The organism is Tepidibacter hydrothermalis, assembly GCF_029542625.1.
Lineage (GTDB): Bacteria > Bacillota > Clostridia > Peptostreptococcales > Peptostreptococcaceae > Tepidibacter_A > Tepidibacter_A hydrothermalis.
Genome location: NZ_CP120733.1, coordinates 103,464 through 121,430, shown reverse-complemented (window position 1 = coordinate 121,430; position 17,967 = coordinate 103,464). Strand labels below are relative to the sequence as shown.

Annotated in this window: 13 protein-coding genes; 2 read left to right on the top strand and 11 right to left on the bottom strand. The window is 29.3% G+C overall.

Annotation, left to right across the window (positions count from 1 at the left end; all coding sequences use genetic code 11):
* Nucleotides 1-3 precede the first annotated feature (3 nt).
* The 4 genes from P4S50_RS00390 to P4S50_RS00375 form a co-directional block, all read right to left on the bottom strand.
* On the bottom strand, nucleotides 4-1,029 hold the full coding sequence (locus P4S50_RS00390; RefSeq protein WP_277732531.1) for an HlyD family secretion protein: 1,026 nt from the start codon (nucleotides 1,027-1,029) through the stop codon (nucleotides 4-6).
* A gap of 365 nt (nucleotides 1,030-1,394) precedes the next feature.
* Nucleotides 1,395-1,679, bottom strand: a complete 285-nt coding sequence (locus P4S50_RS00385) for a hypothetical protein (protein WP_277732530.1) — start codon at nucleotides 1,677-1,679, stop codon at nucleotides 1,395-1,397.
* A gap of 135 nt (nucleotides 1,680-1,814) precedes the next feature.
* A complete protein-coding gene (locus P4S50_RS00380) occupies nucleotides 1,815-2,168 on the bottom strand; it encodes a response regulator (protein WP_277732529.1) in 354 nt (117 codons plus the stop codon).
* A gap of 17 nt (nucleotides 2,169-2,185) precedes the next feature.
* Complete coding sequence (locus P4S50_RS00375) at nucleotides 2,186-4,102, bottom strand: S-layer homology domain-containing protein (protein ID WP_277732528.1); 1,917 nt, start codon at nucleotides 4,100-4,102, stop codon at nucleotides 2,186-2,188.
* Between the two features lie 679 nt (nucleotides 4,103-4,781).
* Here P4S50_RS00375 and P4S50_RS00370 point away from each other — a divergent pair.
* A complete protein-coding gene (locus P4S50_RS00370) occupies nucleotides 4,782-7,088 on the top strand; it encodes an EAL domain-containing protein (protein ID WP_277732527.1) in 2,307 nt (768 codons plus the stop codon).
* A gap of 44 nt (nucleotides 7,089-7,132) precedes the next feature.
* Here P4S50_RS00370 and P4S50_RS00365 read toward each other — a convergent pair whose 3' ends face one another.
* From P4S50_RS00365 to P4S50_RS00350, 4 genes are read right to left on the bottom strand one after another with little or no spacing between them, the layout of a single operon-like run.
* On the bottom strand, nucleotides 7,133-8,245 hold the full coding sequence (locus P4S50_RS00365; RefSeq protein ID WP_277732526.1) for a TolC family protein: 1,113 nt from the start codon (nucleotides 8,243-8,245) through the stop codon (nucleotides 7,133-7,135).
* Nucleotides 8,226-11,342 (bottom strand): efflux RND transporter permease subunit, encoded by a 3,117-nt coding sequence (locus P4S50_RS00360; RefSeq protein WP_277732525.1) that lies wholly within the window; start codon nucleotides 11,340-11,342, stop codon nucleotides 8,226-8,228. The genes P4S50_RS00365 and P4S50_RS00360 overlap by 20 nt, the downstream gene beginning before the upstream one ends.
* Nucleotides 11,343-11,354: 12 nt before the next feature.
* Nucleotides 11,355-12,470 carry an efflux RND transporter periplasmic adaptor subunit gene (locus P4S50_RS00355; RefSeq protein WP_277732524.1) on the bottom strand — a complete coding sequence of 372 codons (1,116 nt, stop codon included), beginning with the start codon at nucleotides 12,468-12,470 and terminating at the stop codon, nucleotides 11,355-11,357.
* 14 nt (nucleotides 12,471-12,484) lie between these two features.
* Nucleotides 12,485-13,105: a TetR/AcrR family transcriptional regulator gene (locus P4S50_RS00350; RefSeq protein ID WP_277732523.1), complete on the bottom strand. Its 621-nt coding sequence runs from the start codon at nucleotides 13,103-13,105 to the stop codon at nucleotides 12,485-12,487.
* Between the two features lie 324 nt (nucleotides 13,106-13,429).
* Between P4S50_RS00350 and P4S50_RS00345 the strand changes: the two genes are divergently transcribed.
* The gene (locus P4S50_RS00345) at nucleotides 13,430-15,226 is read left to right on the top strand and encodes a tetratricopeptide repeat protein (RefSeq protein ID WP_277732522.1); all 1,797 of its coding nucleotides are present in this window, start codon (nucleotides 13,430-13,432) and stop codon (nucleotides 15,224-15,226) included.
* Nucleotides 15,227-15,707: 481 nt separating this feature from the next.
* Here P4S50_RS00345 and P4S50_RS00340 read toward each other — a convergent pair whose 3' ends face one another.
* The 3 genes from P4S50_RS00340 to P4S50_RS00330 form a co-directional block, all read right to left on the bottom strand.
* Nucleotides 15,708-15,992 carry a Dabb family protein gene (locus tag P4S50_RS00340; protein WP_277732521.1) on the bottom strand — a complete coding sequence of 95 codons (285 nt, stop codon included), beginning with the start codon at nucleotides 15,990-15,992 and terminating at the stop codon, nucleotides 15,708-15,710.
* Nucleotides 15,993-16,003: 11 nt separating this feature from the next.
* On the bottom strand, nucleotides 16,004-16,882 hold the full coding sequence (galU, locus tag P4S50_RS00335) for a UTP--glucose-1-phosphate uridylyltransferase GalU (RefSeq protein ID WP_277732520.1): 879 nt from the start codon (nucleotides 16,880-16,882) through the stop codon (nucleotides 16,004-16,006).
* Nucleotides 16,883-17,009: 127 nt separating this feature from the next.
* Nucleotides 17,010-17,924 (bottom strand): DUF4430 domain-containing protein, encoded by a 915-nt coding sequence (locus tag P4S50_RS00330; protein WP_277732519.1) that lies wholly within the window; start codon nucleotides 17,922-17,924, stop codon nucleotides 17,010-17,012.
* Nucleotides 17,925-17,967 lie beyond the last annotated feature (43 nt).

Here is a 17,967-nt window from a genome sequence, read left to right as displayed (position 1 = left end):
CACCTACTTTTTTTCAAAATCCACAAACGCACTCATTCCAGGTCTTAATATATTTTCCTCGTCCTCTACTTTTATTTTTACTCCATATGAAACTATATCGTAGTTTCCATTATCATTAGTAGCTTTTTTAACTGCAAAATCAGGCTTTTTATTTACTCTTATAACCTTACCCTTGAAAATTTTATCTTTAAATGCTGGAACAGTTATTTTAGCTTCTTGACCTACATAAACCTCATTTAATTTAGTTTCATCCAAATTAACTTCAATCCACATATTGTTTAAATCAGAAATAGTAGCTATGCTCATTCCTGTAGATGCCATTTCTCCCTTGTCTACATTTAAAAGAGTTACATTTCCATTTATAGGTGATTTCATATTAGTATCTTGTATGTATCCATTAACTTCTTCAAGTCCAGCCTTAGCTTGCTCATACTTACCTCTAGCCGCTTCTACCATATTAGTAGCCGCTGCAACCATAGCTTGTGCTCCAGATAAATCCTCACTTCTAGCTCCTTCATTTGCCATGCTAAGTGTTTGCTCTGCTATATCAAGTTGAGCTTTAACTTCATCTCTTTTTTGAGCTGATACCGCACCTTTTTCATATAAATTTTCTACTCTTTCATAAGTCTTTAACATAAGATCATAATAAGTCTGAGCTTTTGCTATGTCTTGACTTCTAGCTCCATTTTGAGCTTTAGTAAGTTGCGAATTAGCAGCTGCAACTTGAGATTGAGCAGCCTCTAGCTGTCCTTTAGCTGCACTTACAAGCGCCTCCATTTGACTTTTTTTAGCTCCAAGTTCCTTCGAATCTATAGTAGCTATTATATCTCCTTCTTTAACCGTTTGACCCTCTTCTACTTTTACCTCTCCTATTTTACCTGGTATCTTTGAATTTATATCTACCTCTTGAGCCTCTATAATTCCTTGATATTTATCACTAGTTTCAATTTCTTGACTAGATGCACATCCAAACAACATTGTGCTTGTCATTATAATTAAACAAATTAAAATACTTTTCTTATTTCTCACTTCAATGAACCTCCCCTAAATAGTTAATATGTTTATTAATTAGTTTATATGTTAATTATATTACCTCAATCTCATTTTGTAAATATGTTTTAATTAAAAAAAATAGGCCCTTTTAAAGGGCCATTACAAATTATGAGTTTATTTAAATTTATATTTCAGAGGTTCTAAAATATATTGATATGGGGTTTATCAAATATATTATTATGTATATTAGAAAACAAAATAAGCCATGAAGTATAGAGAATTCAATTCTCTAAAAACCTTCATGGCTTTATATTCTTAATTATTGTTTTCCAACTGTACTAATATAATAATCTATATTTCCAATATAATCAAGTGTTCTTTGGAAATTTTTTCATATCAATTTAGTGATTATGATTATGATCTTCTGAATGATCATGGCCATGACTGTGATCATGATTATGATCATGGCTGTGAGTTCCAGTAAATTCATCTTCATGATCGTGATCATGTCCTTTACCATCTACATGCTCATGTCCATGTATGTGTGTATGCTCATGAGAATGATCATTTGAACAACAGCATCCTCCTTTTTCATGATTATGCTCACCACAGCATCCTTCATGAGTATGCTCTCCTATATGTAAATCATGATGAAATCTCTTTTCAAATCTGTTCATAAATCTCATATTTATGTACCCCCTTATCAATAGTTGTTTTTAATTTATTATACAAGATATGTATTTTTTACAATATAATAACATTATTTAAATATAATGTAAACATAAAAAGACTAAAGCCGTAATATTACGACTTTAGTCTTTTTATATCAGTACACTATCAACTTTTTCTTTTAATTCAAATATATCAAAAGGTTTTTGAAGTATTCCCTCTATATTTAACTCATTAAGTATATTCATCTTTTTAGGATCTGTAAATGCTGTCAATATAAAAACTTTAATATCTTGATCATATTTTCGTATATTCTCAAGTATTTCAGCACCATCCATATTCTTAAGTCTCATATCCAAAAGAGCTAAATCTAATTTATTATTCTTTACTATGTCTATGGCTTTCTCGCCATCTTCTGCTAAATAAACTTCATATTCTTCACTAAATAAACTATTTAGAAGGGATCTTAATCCTAACTCATCATCCACAATAAGTATCTTTTTCATAAATATATCCCCCTATATTAATGATTCTCTATTCTTGTTATTATCTTGGCTTCAACAGAACCCAATTTATCTTCCCCAACAACAGATATTATATCATCATCATCAAAATTACTTTCACTTAAAGAATGTCCATCTATATCTATAAACTTCACTCTACTAGTTGAATATCTTATATATATAGTTTTTCCATCTGTATTATTTTCAAGTTCTATTTCATTATCACCAGTGTCTATATCTTTTATCTTTCCTGTATATGTACTCATGCTTACATTATCGTCAGCTTCAATCTCAGTTACCTCTCCACTTTCTAGAGTTATCTCTATCTTATGGTTTATTCTAAGATCATAAAGTCCAGCAGATCTATCATCTACTTCAACTTCAAATCCTGGAGCTAATTTATATGTTTTAGTTTTATTATCATTATCTAATATAGTTATCTCTGGAGTTTGTGCCATTTTTATTTCTTTTAAAATTCCTTTTACTTTTGTTTTAACAGTATCTGCATCAATATCTACAACCTTATCATATTCAACCTCAAGATCTACCTTATCTCCTACTCTAAGATCTGATACTTTAGCTCTATCATTATTTCTTTTTACTTTAACATCCTTGTCTATATCAAATTTATAAGTCTTTTTATGTTTATCATCAGTTTCTATTTCTATTTTAGAAGAAGATACTTCTTGAATTATTCCATCGACTTCAAAGTTTTTAGATATAGCATCTATTTCTTCTATATCTCCATTTTTTATTTTTATAGTTACTTTATCTTCTTTATCAAGATTATAAGCACTTGCATTTTCTCCATCAAGCTTTATCTTAGTAGTAGATTTAACCTTATATTCCTCATAGTTGTTTCCTATTTTGAATTTTATAGTATGATTTCCATTAGCATCAAATGAAACTGTGTAGAAATATCCTTCTTTTTCTTCTTCTACATCACTTAATTTTACAGAATAAAGTTTACTTCCGCTTATAGTTAATTTAACTTCTCTTCCTTCTTTTAAATCTTCAATTTTAGCTGTCTGGCTTCCAAACTTAATACTTATATCACTTTTTTTATTGCTAAATACAAGTTTTTTATCTCTTGAATCCTTTATAGTCAATGTTATATTTCCATTATACTCTAAAACATCATCTATTTTACCTTCAACAGATGTTAAGATTTGACTATTGTCTGTATTAGTATTTGTATCTGTATTTTTGTTTGTATCTGTATTTGTATTTGTATTTCCATTCTTATTCTTTAAATCATATGCAACATATAACATCTTAGACATCTCTGCTCTAGTTACAGGATTTTTAGGATTAAAGTTTCCCTTATAATCACCAGAACTATTTATTATGCCTTTTTTAATAAGTACATCCACATACGGCTTAGCTTCTGATGGTATTTGATTTGCATCTTTAAACCCTAATACAACAACCTTATTCAATTCTTTTTCAAGATCTAATCCTCTTGCAAGATAAACTGCAATTTCCCATCTCAATGCATTTTGTGGATTTCCATTTTTTACAAAAGAAGATAATAATTTTTCATTATTTATTATGTTCTTTTCAAGAGCAAACACTATCTCTTCTTTAGCCCAATCTGCATAAGTTAATATTCCATAATCTTTAAGAGCTTTTTCATATTTAGATTTATTCGCATCATAAGTTGCTTGTACTTCTTTTGGGTCGAATAATCTCGTTATAAGAACTATAGATTCTATCCTAGATACCGACTTATCTGGTTTAAATGTGGCGTCCTCATATCCCGTTACTATTTTTTTAGAAGACATACTCTCCACATATTTTTTAGACCAATGTTTATCTGTTACATCCGTAAACATTTGAGCTCCAAAAGAATACATAACACTTGTCAAAATCAAAAACACAGCTAACATTACAGCCAGAGTACTTTTAACCCATTTTTTAATTCTTAGTTTTTTCATATCAAACCCCCCTACCTATATATTAAGATATATACTTTAACTTTACCACATAATTATTCAATATAAAAGAGATAATAAATGACATATATAATATAACACATTTTAACCGACTAAACTCTATATATTCCAAAAATAATCCCTCTCTAAACATAAGGTAATTTCTAGAACAAGATACATATTTTTTTCATCTATATGCTTGCCTAGATTCAAATATGGAAAACAATGTGAAGTTGAAAAAAACAAAGGAATATGTGATAATTATTACATAAAGTAAAAATATGTCGAAATATGAAAAAGTTCTTCTTTAGAAGAGTCTTACAATGTAAAACTTTTTCGAAATTCATAACGAAAATTATATTTATCTACAACTTAAAAATGAATATAATTTCCTATTCGTTATAAAAATAAATGATAAAATACTTGGAATAATTGACTGAGAGGAGGTAAGTTTATAAAAAAGATAAAAGCAAATCTAAGAAAAAATGTAGTAAATAAATACAAATTAATATATTTACCTTTATTCATTGCACTATTAGCTCTTTTTACTGTTAGCATTTCAAGTTTTTACATAAGCAGAACTTTACTGTTAGAACAAGTAAAACAAGATGGACTCAATCTTGCAAAGCAAGTTACAAAACAGATTGAGAAAAATGAAACATCATTAGATATAATTAATAAAATGTTGGAACAAAAAATTAGAACAGCAGGAAAAACAGTAATAAAAAACGAAGAAAAAATAAATGATGATTTTTTAATAGAATTAATGAAAGATTTTCATATAGATGAATTAAACTGGATGAATGAAAATGGAGAAATTTTATATTCAAGCATTGAACAATATCTAGGGTGGACTACTTTTAAAGGTCATCCACTGTATGATTTTGTACGTAGTAAAGATCAAGAGTTGATAGAGGATATAAGACCAGATTCAGAATTTGGTATTCCATTTAAATACGGAGCAATAAAAAATGAAAATGGATATTTTGTTCAGGTAGGAATCTTAGCAGAAAATATATATAAATTAACACAAAGATTTGACTATCAAACATTAGTTGAAGAATTAGCTCAAGAAGAAAACATTATTTATGCAACTATTGTAGATACAAATTTAAAAGCCATTGCCGATGCAGATATAGAAGATATTGGAATTATATATGATGCTGCTAAAGAAACTCAACTACAACAAGCGACCAATGGGACTATAAGTACAGACGAATGGTTTTATCCAAAAATAGGTAAAAAAGTATTAGAAGTTACAGCTCCCATATTTATTAATAAAAAAATTACAGGTGCTCTAGTTTTAGGACTCTCTATGGACAGTGTTTATTCTTCTGTCTATACTATTTTTATAACTTCATCTATTATATCCATTATGATATTTTTGTTATTTTTATGGATCCAAAATAAAAATATTATAAGACCAGTAAACCAATTAAACTATAATATTAATCAAATAGATATGGAGAATAATATAGAATATAGGCTTCCCTTAGTAGAGAATGATACTTTTTGGGGATTATCACTTTCTATTAATAATCTATTAGATAAATCAAATACATATTTATATCAATTAAAAGAAAATCAACATAATTTAAAAATATCTAACCAAGAGATATTAGCAGCTTATCAACAACTAACCGCATCAGACGAAGAATTAAGAGCTCAATATGATGAAATACAAAACTACACATCATATATAGAGTACCTTGCTTATAATGATGATTTGACAAACTTGCCAAACCGAAGAAGTTTTTTAGAAAAACTTGAAGAGTCAATTAATAAAAATCAGTCAGGAGCTGTTATGTTACTAGACTTGGATAATTTCAAAGAAATTAACGATACATTAGGTCATACATACGGTGATAAAGTGTTGATTACAGTAGCACAAGCGCTTATAAATATAAAAGATGAACAAGTATTTGTATCAAGGTTTGGTGGAGATGAATTTCTTGTTTTAATAGAGGGAGAAAACGACATTTCTATAATTGAAAATTATGCAAAAAAAATAACCAATATATTTAAAAATGATTTTATGATAGATGAGAATGAAATATATATAGGATGTAGCATTGGAATTACTCAATATCCTTTTGATAGTAACCAAGTAAACCAATTGATTATAAATGCAGATTTAGCAATGTATAAAGTAAAGGCTTTAGGGAAAAACAGCTATATGTTCTTTAAAAAAGAAATGACAGAAAAATTAAAGAAGCATATTGAAATAGAAAGAATTTTAAGAGAAGCAATAACAGAAAATGGATTCAAGCTACTATATCAACCTCAAGTTTGTACTTATACGGGGAAAATTGTAGGGTTCGAAGCACTCTTAAGACTAAAAAATCACTCTATATCGCCAGCTGTATTCATCCCAACATTAGAAGAAAATGGTATGATCATTGAAGTTGGAAGATGGGTCACAAAAGAAATAATTAACCAAATAGCTCTATGGAGAAATAATGGAGTAGATGTAAAATCTATCGCCATTAATTTTTCAGCAAAGCAATTAGATGATTCAAATTATATTACATTCTTAGAAAATGAATTAAAGAAAAAAAATGTAGAAAGTAAATACATAGAAATAGAAATTACCGAAAGTATATTTTTAGATAAAAAAGAAGAAACTATCACATTTTTGAATAAACTAAGGAGATTAGGTATAAAAATTGCCCTAGATGATTTTGGCACAGGCTATTCTTCCCTTAGTTATTTAACATTTTTACCAGTGGATAAAATGAAGCTAGATAAATCCTTGTGTGATAAGTTTTTAGAAATGGAAAACATTGCGATTATGGATAATATTATTTCTCTTGCACACAGTTTAAATTTAGAAGTGTTAGCAGAAGGAATAGAGGATATTGAGCAATATAACCGTTTAAAAGTAGGAGGATGTAACTATATTCAAGGATATTTATTTAGTAAACCAGTAGAAGTTACTGAAGTAGAAAAAATATATAATACTGTTTATTTAGAAAAAAAGCTACCTTAGAATGATTCTTCAATCATTCTAAGGTAGCTTTATTTTTAAGTAAACTATCTCACAGTACCTATATTTACAGCCTTATTATAATCTATAATAGATAGATTATAATCTGATATTGATTTTGATAAAGCTATATTAGCTGAATATGATTGGTTAGCAGCTTCTTGAACTTCTAAAAGAGTACTCATTCCAGCATCATAAGAAAGTTTTTTAAGTCTAAATACTTCATTAGCTTTATCTACATTAGATTTTGCTATTTCTATTTGTCTTTTACTATTATTTACTTTATCGTACTTTGATTTTATATCAAATTCAACCATCTGCTTAGAATTTGACATAAGATTTTCAACCTTAGCTACATTTCTCTCTTTTTCTTTGTATACATAAGTGTTTGATGGATACTTAATAGAATTACTCTCAAAGTCAAGCTTTACAATTTCATAACTATTATTCATCTGAATCATATCAAATCTTTTCTCATAAGCAGTTAAAATATCCTTTTTTAAATCGACCTTGAATTTTTTCTCATCGAACTTAGATGTAAGTTCAATCTTAGTATCAAGAGGATAATTTAAAACCATATTAAGTCCTCTATATGCACTTTGCATATTAGTCTTTGATGTTTCTAAATTAGCCTTAGCATCAGCAAGTGATATATCTGCCATATATAAATCTGATTTTGATGCAACACCTAAATCGTGTTTTTTCTTAACATTATCTCTACTCTTTTGAGCATTAGTTAGATTATTGTTGGAAGCTTCATAATAATCTTTAGCTTGAAGTGCCCCATAATAAGCTTGTGTTGTTTTATATTTTAAATCTTCTATTGTATAATCTTTTTTTATTTTTTCTTCATCTAAAGCATTCTGAGCAGCCTTTGAATACATATTAGAATCTAATTGAAAACCTTCTACTGTTCCTAATGAAAAGTCTGAGTTTTCATATTTCTTTTCATTTCTCTTAGCTTTATCATATTCTATTTCTTTTATTTCAATATCCAAATCACTTACCTTTAATTCAGTTGAATTTTTTATCGCTTCGTCTATAGCTTGATTTAAAGATAATTTTTTAGTGTTATTTGTTTGAGGAGTATCCGCATATGCAAGTATAGATGTTACAAGAGTCATGCATATAAGCAATACACTAAGAACCAATCTTTTCATCTAAAATCCCCTCTTTCTTTTTGAATTTGTTTTTTATTTTCGTAACTAGATCATCAAATATACTATACACAACTGGTATAAAAGCCAGTGTTAATACAGTAGATAATGTAAGTCCTCCTATAACTACAGTAGCCATCGGAGCTTGAGTAGATGCTCCCTCTCCTATTCCAAGTGCTAATGGTATAAGACCTAGAACTGTAGTTAAAGTAGTCATAAGTATAGGTCTAAATCTAGTGAATCCTGCTTTTACTATAGCTTCTTTTCTGTCCATTCCAGATTCTCTTAGTTGGTTTATATAGTCAATTAACACTATAGCATTATTAACAACTATACCAGATAGCATTATTACCCCTATTAAAGCAGGTACTGATAATGATCTTCCTGTTATAAATAATCCTATAAACCCTCCAGATAAAGCAAATGGAACTGAAAGCATTACCGTAAATGGATGTATTAATGATTCAAACTGAGATGCAAGCACCATATAAACTATTATTATAGATAGAATAAGCGCAAGCCCTAAGCTTGAGAATGCTTCTGCCATATCTTGTTGTTGTCCTGTAAATGAATAAGTATATCCAGATGGAATATTATACTTTTCAAGTTCCTTTTTTATATCGTCAGTAACAGATTTTAAATCTCTTCCATCAAGCTGTGAAGAAACTGTAACTGTTCTAGTTTGATCTATTCTAGCTATTTGAGTTGGTGCATTACCATACTCTATATGAGCTATTTGTCCTAGCGGAACAATCTTTCCAGTTTGAGATGTTATCTGTATTTGTTTAACATCCTCTATAGAATCTTTAACTGAATCTCCTAATGATACATCTACATCTATTTCATCTCCATCTACTTTAAATGTAGTAGCCTTAGATCCATCTATAGAAGATTTTATAGTATTCGCAACATCACTTGCTGTTATTCCATAAAAAGATGCTACTTCTCTATTAAGTATAACTCTAGCTTCTGGATTTCCATCTTCCATGTCAGATGTAACTTCTGCCGTTCCAGGAACCTTTTTTAATATACTTTCAAAGTCAGATCCTATAGTTCTTAAAGTTTCAAGATCATCTCCTTTTATTTGTATTCCTATAGCAGCTGAGCTTCCTCCACCGCCACCCATAGAAGATGCCTCTGATACTGTTATTTTCGCTCCTGGTATTGATTCTACTTCTTTTCTAACTTCATTTACTATTTCTGATGTATCTCTTTTTCTTTCTTTTTGATTAACTAAAACAACATTCACACTTGATGAATTACTTGCAGTAGTTGAGAATCCAGACGATCCTCCTATAGTTGAAAATACTTTATCCTTTTCAGGTATATTTTCCACTATTTCTTCAACTTGTTTTGTTATTATATCACTTTCCTCAAGAGTCGTTCCAAATGGAGTCTCTATCTTTACAGTAAAGCTTCCCTCATCTTCTGCTGGGAAGAATTCTCCACCAACAGCACCAACTAATACTATTGATGATACAAATATAAGTATTGCTACAAATACTGTCGTTTTTCTATGATGAAGAACATAGTCTAATAATTTTCCATATGCACTACTCAATTTTTCTATAGATTTCGTAAATACATCTAATATTTTTTCTATAAATTTAAACTCTTTTTTCTTAGGCTCTCCAACTTTAAGTATCTTAGAAGATAACATAGGAACTACAGTTATCGCAACTATTAAAGATGCAAGCAGAGAGAATACTACTGCGAATGAAAGATCTTTAAATATTATAGCAGTGAATCCCTCTACGAATACCATTGGTAAGAATACCGCTATAGTAGTCATAGTAGATGCAAATACTGCCATTGTAACTTCCTTAGCTCCTATAATAGCAGCTTCACGTCTTGATTTTCCTTCTTCTCTATGTCTATATATATTTTCAAGAACAACTATCGAGTTATCAACCAACATACCTACTCCAAGGGCTAATCCTCCAAGAGATATTAAGTTTATTGTAAGTCCTCCGAAATACATAAGAGCAAAAGTTGCTATTATAGATATAGGTATAGCAATACCAACTATAAATGTTGATCTTATATTTCTAAGGAATAGGAACAATACAATAACCGAAAGTAATCCCCCTATTATAGCATTACTCGTTACATTCTTTATAGATTTATTTATAAACTCAGATTGGTCCATTCCAACTGTGATATTAATCTGAGAATATTCAGAGCTTACTACATCTACCTCTTTTAATATCTTTTCTGCAACCTTAACGGTATTTGCAGAAGACTGCTTCGTTATAGATATTCCTATACTATTTTTACCATTAACTCTTGATAAAGTATCTTTATCCTTGTAACCAAGCTCAACCTGAGCTATATCTGATAATTTTATTGTTTGGCCAGTTCTTAGTGATATAAGTATATTTTTTATATCATCTATACTTTCAAATTCTCCAACAGTTCTAACCAAAATCTCTTTGTCACCTTTATTTACATTACCACCAGGTAAATTTAAATTCTCTGCTCTTAATGTATTTTTTATTTGGTTAAGTGAAAGCCCATATCCTGCTAATTTTTCTTGATCTACCTTTATGGTTACTTCGTTTTCATCTCCTCCTGATATATCAACAGATGCTACTCCTTCTATTCTCTCAAATTTAGACTGTAATTCATCCTCTACTAAAGACTGTAGTTTTGCAAGATCCATATCAGATGATATTCCTAAATTTATTATAGCCTGAGCATTAGGATCTATCTTAAGTACCATAGGTGATGATGCATCATCAGGTAAAGCTCCTTTTACCAAATCAACCTTTTCTCTCATTTGAAGTGTTGCAAAGTCCATATCAGTTCCATATTCAAATTCAACTATTATTATACTGCTTCCTTCTCTTGAATATGATGTGACATTTTTCAAGTTACTAACAGTTGCAACTGACTTTTCTAAAGGCTTAGTAACTAATGTCTCAATTTCTTCAGGTCCAACCCCACTATAATTAACAGAAACTATAGCAACAGGAATATCCATCTTAGGATAAAGATCTATTGGCAAAAGTCCAAGAGATACAAATCCTATAAGTATTGCTATAAGCATAAACATGAGGGTTGTAACAGGTCTTTTAACCGACATTTTTGATATATTCATATTTACTCCCCCCTATTTCTTTATTTCAACTTTACTTCCTTCTTCTAAGTAATCCTGTCCTTTATTAACAATTACTTGCCCTGGTTTTATTCCTTTTACTATCTCAACAATCTCTCCATTATCAATTCCAGTTTCTACTTTATTAACATGAGCAATATTATCTTTAACTGTATATACTACACTTTCTCCATCCTTTATAACTACTGCTTCTGATGGAATAGTTATAACATTTCCTTTTTTGTCTGTTACTAAGTTTACATTTGCAAACATTCCAGGCTTTATCATACTATCTTTGTTATCTATCTCTATTTTTATAGGATAAGTCATAGAGTTTGATGCTGTTGCAGGAGACAAAGCAGTTATTTTACCTTGGAAATTTTTCTTGTCAGCTGATTTTATAGATATATCAACTACATCCCCTACCTTGATCTTGTTTATAAGATACTCTGAAACATTAGTATCAATAACAACTTTATTCATGTTTGCTATAGAAACAGCTGGTTGAGCAGAAGATGCCATCTCACCTTCATTTATATTAACAGCAGTTATTATTCCAGATATAGGAGCTGTAACTGTTGCATCACTTAGCTTTGATTGTGCGTTTTCAAGTCCAACTCTAGCCTGATTAACTTGAGCCTGAACTGCATCTAAATTAGTAGATGATGCTTGAAGTTCATATGATTCAAAATCTTTCTTTGCTATAGCTCCTTCTTCATATAATGATTTCATTCTCTCATAGTTTATCTTTGCATTTTGTATTTGTTCTTGTGTTCTTTTAAGATTTGCAGCTGCTATATCATATGCAGCTTGAGCACTTTTAACTCCATTTACTAAATCAGTTTGATCTATAGTAAAAAGAACTTCTCCTTTATTAACTTTTTTACCTATTTCAACATTTACTTTAGTAACCTTTCCAGGCATTTTAGGAACAATATCTGCCTCTTCTATAGGCTTTACCTTTGCTGACAAAGTAGTTTTAACATTTATATCTTGCTTTTTAGAAGCTTCTGTTTCAACACTCACAAACTTTTCCTTAACACTTGAAGCTTCTTCTTTCTTTCCACACCCTGAAAGAGCCATAGTTAAAGTTAAAACTATTACAACCAATAAGCTAATTCTTTTTTTCATTATTTCTTCCTCCCCTATCTTTTTAATATTCCATTAAAAAATACATCTATTATTATATCTATTTCTTTTTCAATTGGTATCTCATCATTTCCTCTTACTCCATTTAACCGTTGAAAAAACATGCCAAACATCATACTTGTAAATATTATAGATAATGATTTCTGACCTAGTTTTTTGTATTTATCCTCATCTATATCTATATGTTGTAATATATGTTTCATTACAAGTCCTTCTTTTTCCTTACATTTTTTCAAGTGCATATCCATTATGTCATCATGAAACTGCATTTCGTAATGTATAACCTTAGATATATGGAAATTCTTTTTAAATGCCTTATATCTATTAAGTACTATAAGCTTTAGAATTTCATCTAAAGGTTTTTCTGCATTATCCTCTATAATCTTTTGTATTGAATCAAAATCTGCAAATTCATCAAATTTATCTACATACTCAATCATTACTCCTCTTAATATATCTTTTTTAGTTTTGTAATACCTAAATATAGTTCCTTGTGCAACCCCAGCCTCTTCTGCTATTTCCGCAGTAGTTGCAGCCGAGAATCCTTTTTTAGCAAAAACTTTTAAAGCTGCATTAAATATCTTTTCTTTAGTGTCAGTACCTTTTTTAGTTGCCATATATTCACCCCTAATCTCCGAATGAATGAGTGCTCACTCATTTTTAATCATATAAACATTATACTATTTATAAATACTTTTGCAATACAAAATTTCAATTTTTCTCAATATCTTAACATAAGCATTATTTCAATGTTTTCGTATAAAACTTTAATTGGAATAATAAAAGCAAAGACTTGGCATTTACATCTAATAGCTTTAGATCCTTCTTTAATACTTAGTAAGCTAAATTAATAAAATTGTAGTATACTATATAAGTGTAGAAAATGTAGAAAATTGTATAATATCACAAAAATTACATATTTGTATTTAGGAGGTATCCACTTGCATAAAATAATTAAAAAATTTATTTTTGAAATAATTAAAAAGTCTATTTTTATAATATTGCTGTTGTGTTTGATTTTATTTCTTTGTACAACGTTTCTTCCTAATTATGAATTGTACTCAACAGTTTACAAAGAAACACTTTTTTCATTCTTTTGGTTATTAATTACCATATCTATAATTATATCTATCATCCCATATTGTATAAATGATATAAAAAAAAGTAAGTCTCTCTTTTATAAAATAATGTCTGTACTCTGTACCTTTTTTATTATACCATTCCTTTTAATGGGAGTTCTGGCTTGCTATACCTCTTTTGTTGATTACTTAAAAGATTTAAAATACGTAATATCAAATAAACCTGTATGCACTGAAGAAATCTTCCTTCCTACAACCACATGGATTAAAGCAAGAGCTGGTGTTGGACGTTCTGCTGTTAGAAATCAGCGTAGAGTTCTTATACAAACAGAAAATCTTACCTTTGATCTATTGGATGACGGATCATATTTTATATACGAAAGGCCTGAGCGTATAGGAAATATAGTAAAAGTATCTTATCTACCAAATACAAATACTTTGATATCTATGGAACCTACAGGTAGAAATGTGAGTGTCAAAACAGCTTTAGATATTAAAGCTGCTAAACTAAAAAAATCTTCACATATTTATGAGCATACAGATGATGAATATTTGAATATAGCTTCACTCTATGAGGATATTGGAGACTACAAAAGTGCTCTAGAATGTTATAATATTTTAATTGATGACATAGATGTTCCTATTGAGGATTTTATATTTTATCATCGTGGCTTATGCTATTACGAAACAGGAGAGTATACTAAAGCACTTGATGACTTTGACAAATCTTCAAAGCTACTAGACTCCGGAACTTCTTTATTGAATGATAAGATACACAAAGGCATAGGGGATGTTTATTTTGCACAAAGAGATTATGTAAATGCATTATCAAATTATACTATAGCTAAAGAGAGTTGTAAGGAACTACGAGATATAGTTCCAAGTGAGGTTGAAGAACTGATAAATAAAAAGAATACCTCTGAAGAATATTTAATTCGATCTAAACATTATATGGATTTTTCTGATTATGATAGGGCTATAGAAAATTATACTATTGCCATTGATGAACGAGGTGTTTCTACTTATTTACCCTTTTATAATCGAGGTCTATGCTATTGTGAAATAGGTAATTATATTAAAGCTATTGATGACTTTAATCAATCGTTACGAGTACTGGATACCAAAAATTCTCGTTTTCAGTATAAAATCTATAAACAACTTGGATATCCTTATATACAGTTAAGAGATTATAAAAATGCTCTATCAGTCTATAATATCCTTCAAGAAGAATATGGGTACTTCGAAAATGATGTTTCTGCAATGAAAGAGCTAGTTGAGAAAAAAGATACAGATGAAGAATATGTAATCTTAGCAAAATATTATTTTGACAACGAAGATAGAGCAAACACTATAAAAAGTGCTACTATTGCCATTGAAGAACAAGGAGTTACTACATATTTACCATTTTATTATCGAGGATTATCTTACTGTGGTAAAAACTTTATGGGAGTAATTAATGACTTCACTTATGTATTAAAGGTATTGCCCCCTGAAAAATCTTCATTAAAATATGATATATGCTACAAATTAGGAGATGCTTATATAGCACATGGTGATTATGCTAGTGCAATTGCAAACTTTACAATCGCAAAAGAAAAATATCCAGAGGTTTCTGATATAATAGATAGTCTACGTAAAAATATAGATGAAGAAAAGTAAATAAAATACAATTTATTTCTCAACATGAATATTATTTAAATTTACATTAAGCACTTAACTAAAAAAATAAAGGGTATTAAAATCCGCTTACGCTCATATCGCCAACGAATTCTAATGAATTCCGTTGCTCAAAATGCTAGGGAATGATTTAAATATTTTTTTATAAAACTTGAATTACAACGTTTGAATATCCGTTAAAAAAGTTCACTAAACTCCCCCAAATGAACATTATTGAAATTTCTATTAACTACTTAATAAAAAAATGCCTCGCATTAAAATGTTAGCTACTTATTGGTTAATATTTTTCAATAAAACTTAGATTATGTCGTTTAGATATCCGTTAAGAAACTTCGTTGTCTGACCAAAGGGAGTTCACGAAGTTTCAGGATATTTAATAAGACGTAATCTATAGTTTTATAAAAATATTAATTAAGTAGCGGTATTTTAATGCGAGGCATTTTCGCGGAACCGGCTCTAAAATTTAAATAATCTCATAATCCACACAAGCACTAGAACTTGCAACAGATTTTATATATTCTTTAACAGGAACATGAACTTCATGATCTGCATAAATTTTTAAATCTTCCATTGAATCAAAGTGAGTTGTAAGACATAAGTCATAGTTTCTATCAGATTCTAAAAAATTAACCCCAACTTCTATATGTCTTAGTACGTCTATTTTACCATCCATACCTAAAAGTCTTCTTTTCACTTCTTCAACCTCTTTTTTATCATCAAATCTAAAAAATACTATATGCTTTATCACTTACTCCACCCCTATATTTTATATTTTTTAAGTGTATCATCTAAATAAGCTAAAAATTCATCTCTTAGATTATCTCTTTTAAGAGCATAGTCTACAGTAGCTTGTAAAAATCCAAGCTTATCTCCAACATCGTATCTTCTTCCCTCGAAATTATAAGCATACATAGCTTCTGTCTTTGCAAGCTCTTTAAGTCCATCTGTAAGCTGTATTTCTCCGCCTTTTCCAGCAGGAAGATTCTCAAGTATTTCAAAGATTCTAGGAGTTATAATATACCTTCCAAGAATAGCTATATTAGATGGTGCTTTTTCTACTTCTGGCTTTTCAATTAAGTCTTTAACCTTATATATTCTATCTTCTATATGCTTTCCATCTACTATACCGTATTTTTTAACATCTTCATTTGGAACATTTTGTACTCCAAGTATAGTAGTTCTATATTCGCTATATGCATCAATTAATTGTTTTAAGCAAGGATTTTTGGCATCAACTATGTCATCGCCTAACATTACCGCAAATGGCTCATTTCCTATAAAGTGCTTAGCACAATATATAGCATGACCCAAGCCTTTGGGTTCCTTTTGTCTTATATAATGTATATTTATCATATTCGATATGTTCTTAACTATGTCCAATAACTCTTCTTTTCCTTGTTTTTCAAGCTGCATTTCAAGCTCTACAGACTTGTCAAAATGATCTTCTATAGATTGTTTATTTCTTCCTGTTATTATAAGTATCTCTTCTATTCCAGAATCAACAGCCTCTTCTATTATGTATTGAAGAGTTGGCTTGTCAACTATAGGAAGCATTTCTTTGGGCTGAGCCTTAGTCGCAGGCAAAAACCTTGTTCCAAGACCTGCAGCTGGTATTATAGCTTTTCTTACCTTATCCACATAAACACCCCTTCATTTAAAATTCATATAATGCTTTTCATTGACTATATCGCCAACGAATCCTACACACTCCGTTGCTAAAAATAGTCACAAGTATAGTTCTTTAATTATTATACTGTATAATAATTTATCTTGATACAGGAATATTTAATACTTCTTTATCTGTAACTATAGCTGCAAATTTTCCTTTTATTTTTTCTGGATTTTCATAAAGAATGTTTAAAGCTTTCTTTATCATATTCTCATCATTTCCCGTTACAATCCATATATTAGATAAAGTAGAGTATCCTTTCGGCAATGATGCTATTACAGCCGCTTTATCAAATTCTTTAACTACATTTTTACAACAGTCAAGGCCTTTGACTCCATTGTCTACCTTAAAGAAAAGTTCTCCCTTTTTGTCATTATAAATCTCTCTTATATTATCTATTTTTGAAAGTTCACTCCAAGTTGAAATAAGTATAGTATTTATTTTTTCATCATCATCATATCCATTTTTTATATCCTTTTTAACTAAATCTTCAACCCCATTATTTTTTAAATAGTTATATAAGTTATCCGTATCTTTTTCATACTCCTCAGAATATACAAGCTCTGTTTTTAATTTTTTGCCATCATATCCATTAGTGAAGTTCTTAGGATATGATCCTATTATACTCGATATATAAATTTCATTTTCCCAAGTATGATAGTCCCACAATACATCATCCCCTGAATTCAAATAATAATTTTCAGGACCCACTTGTGCTAAGTTACCATTTATATAATAAAACCAACCTAACTTCTTTTCTTCACTGTATTCTGACTTTATTCCATTTATTGAATCTACAAATTCATTTTCAATTTTTACATCTAAATTACTCTGCATTAATTCCATAACAGTAGTATTTTTAGTAAAATCTAGTTTTTGATCATATATTTGCTTATCTCCAAAATCCTGAGATAAAATGATATTACTGCTACCTTCTATTACATTTTCACTACATCCAACCATAGATGTCATAAGTATCGCAATGATAACAATCAATAATGTCTTTTTCATATTTTAATCCTCCAAAAATTAATAACCTCATCTATTTGATAAG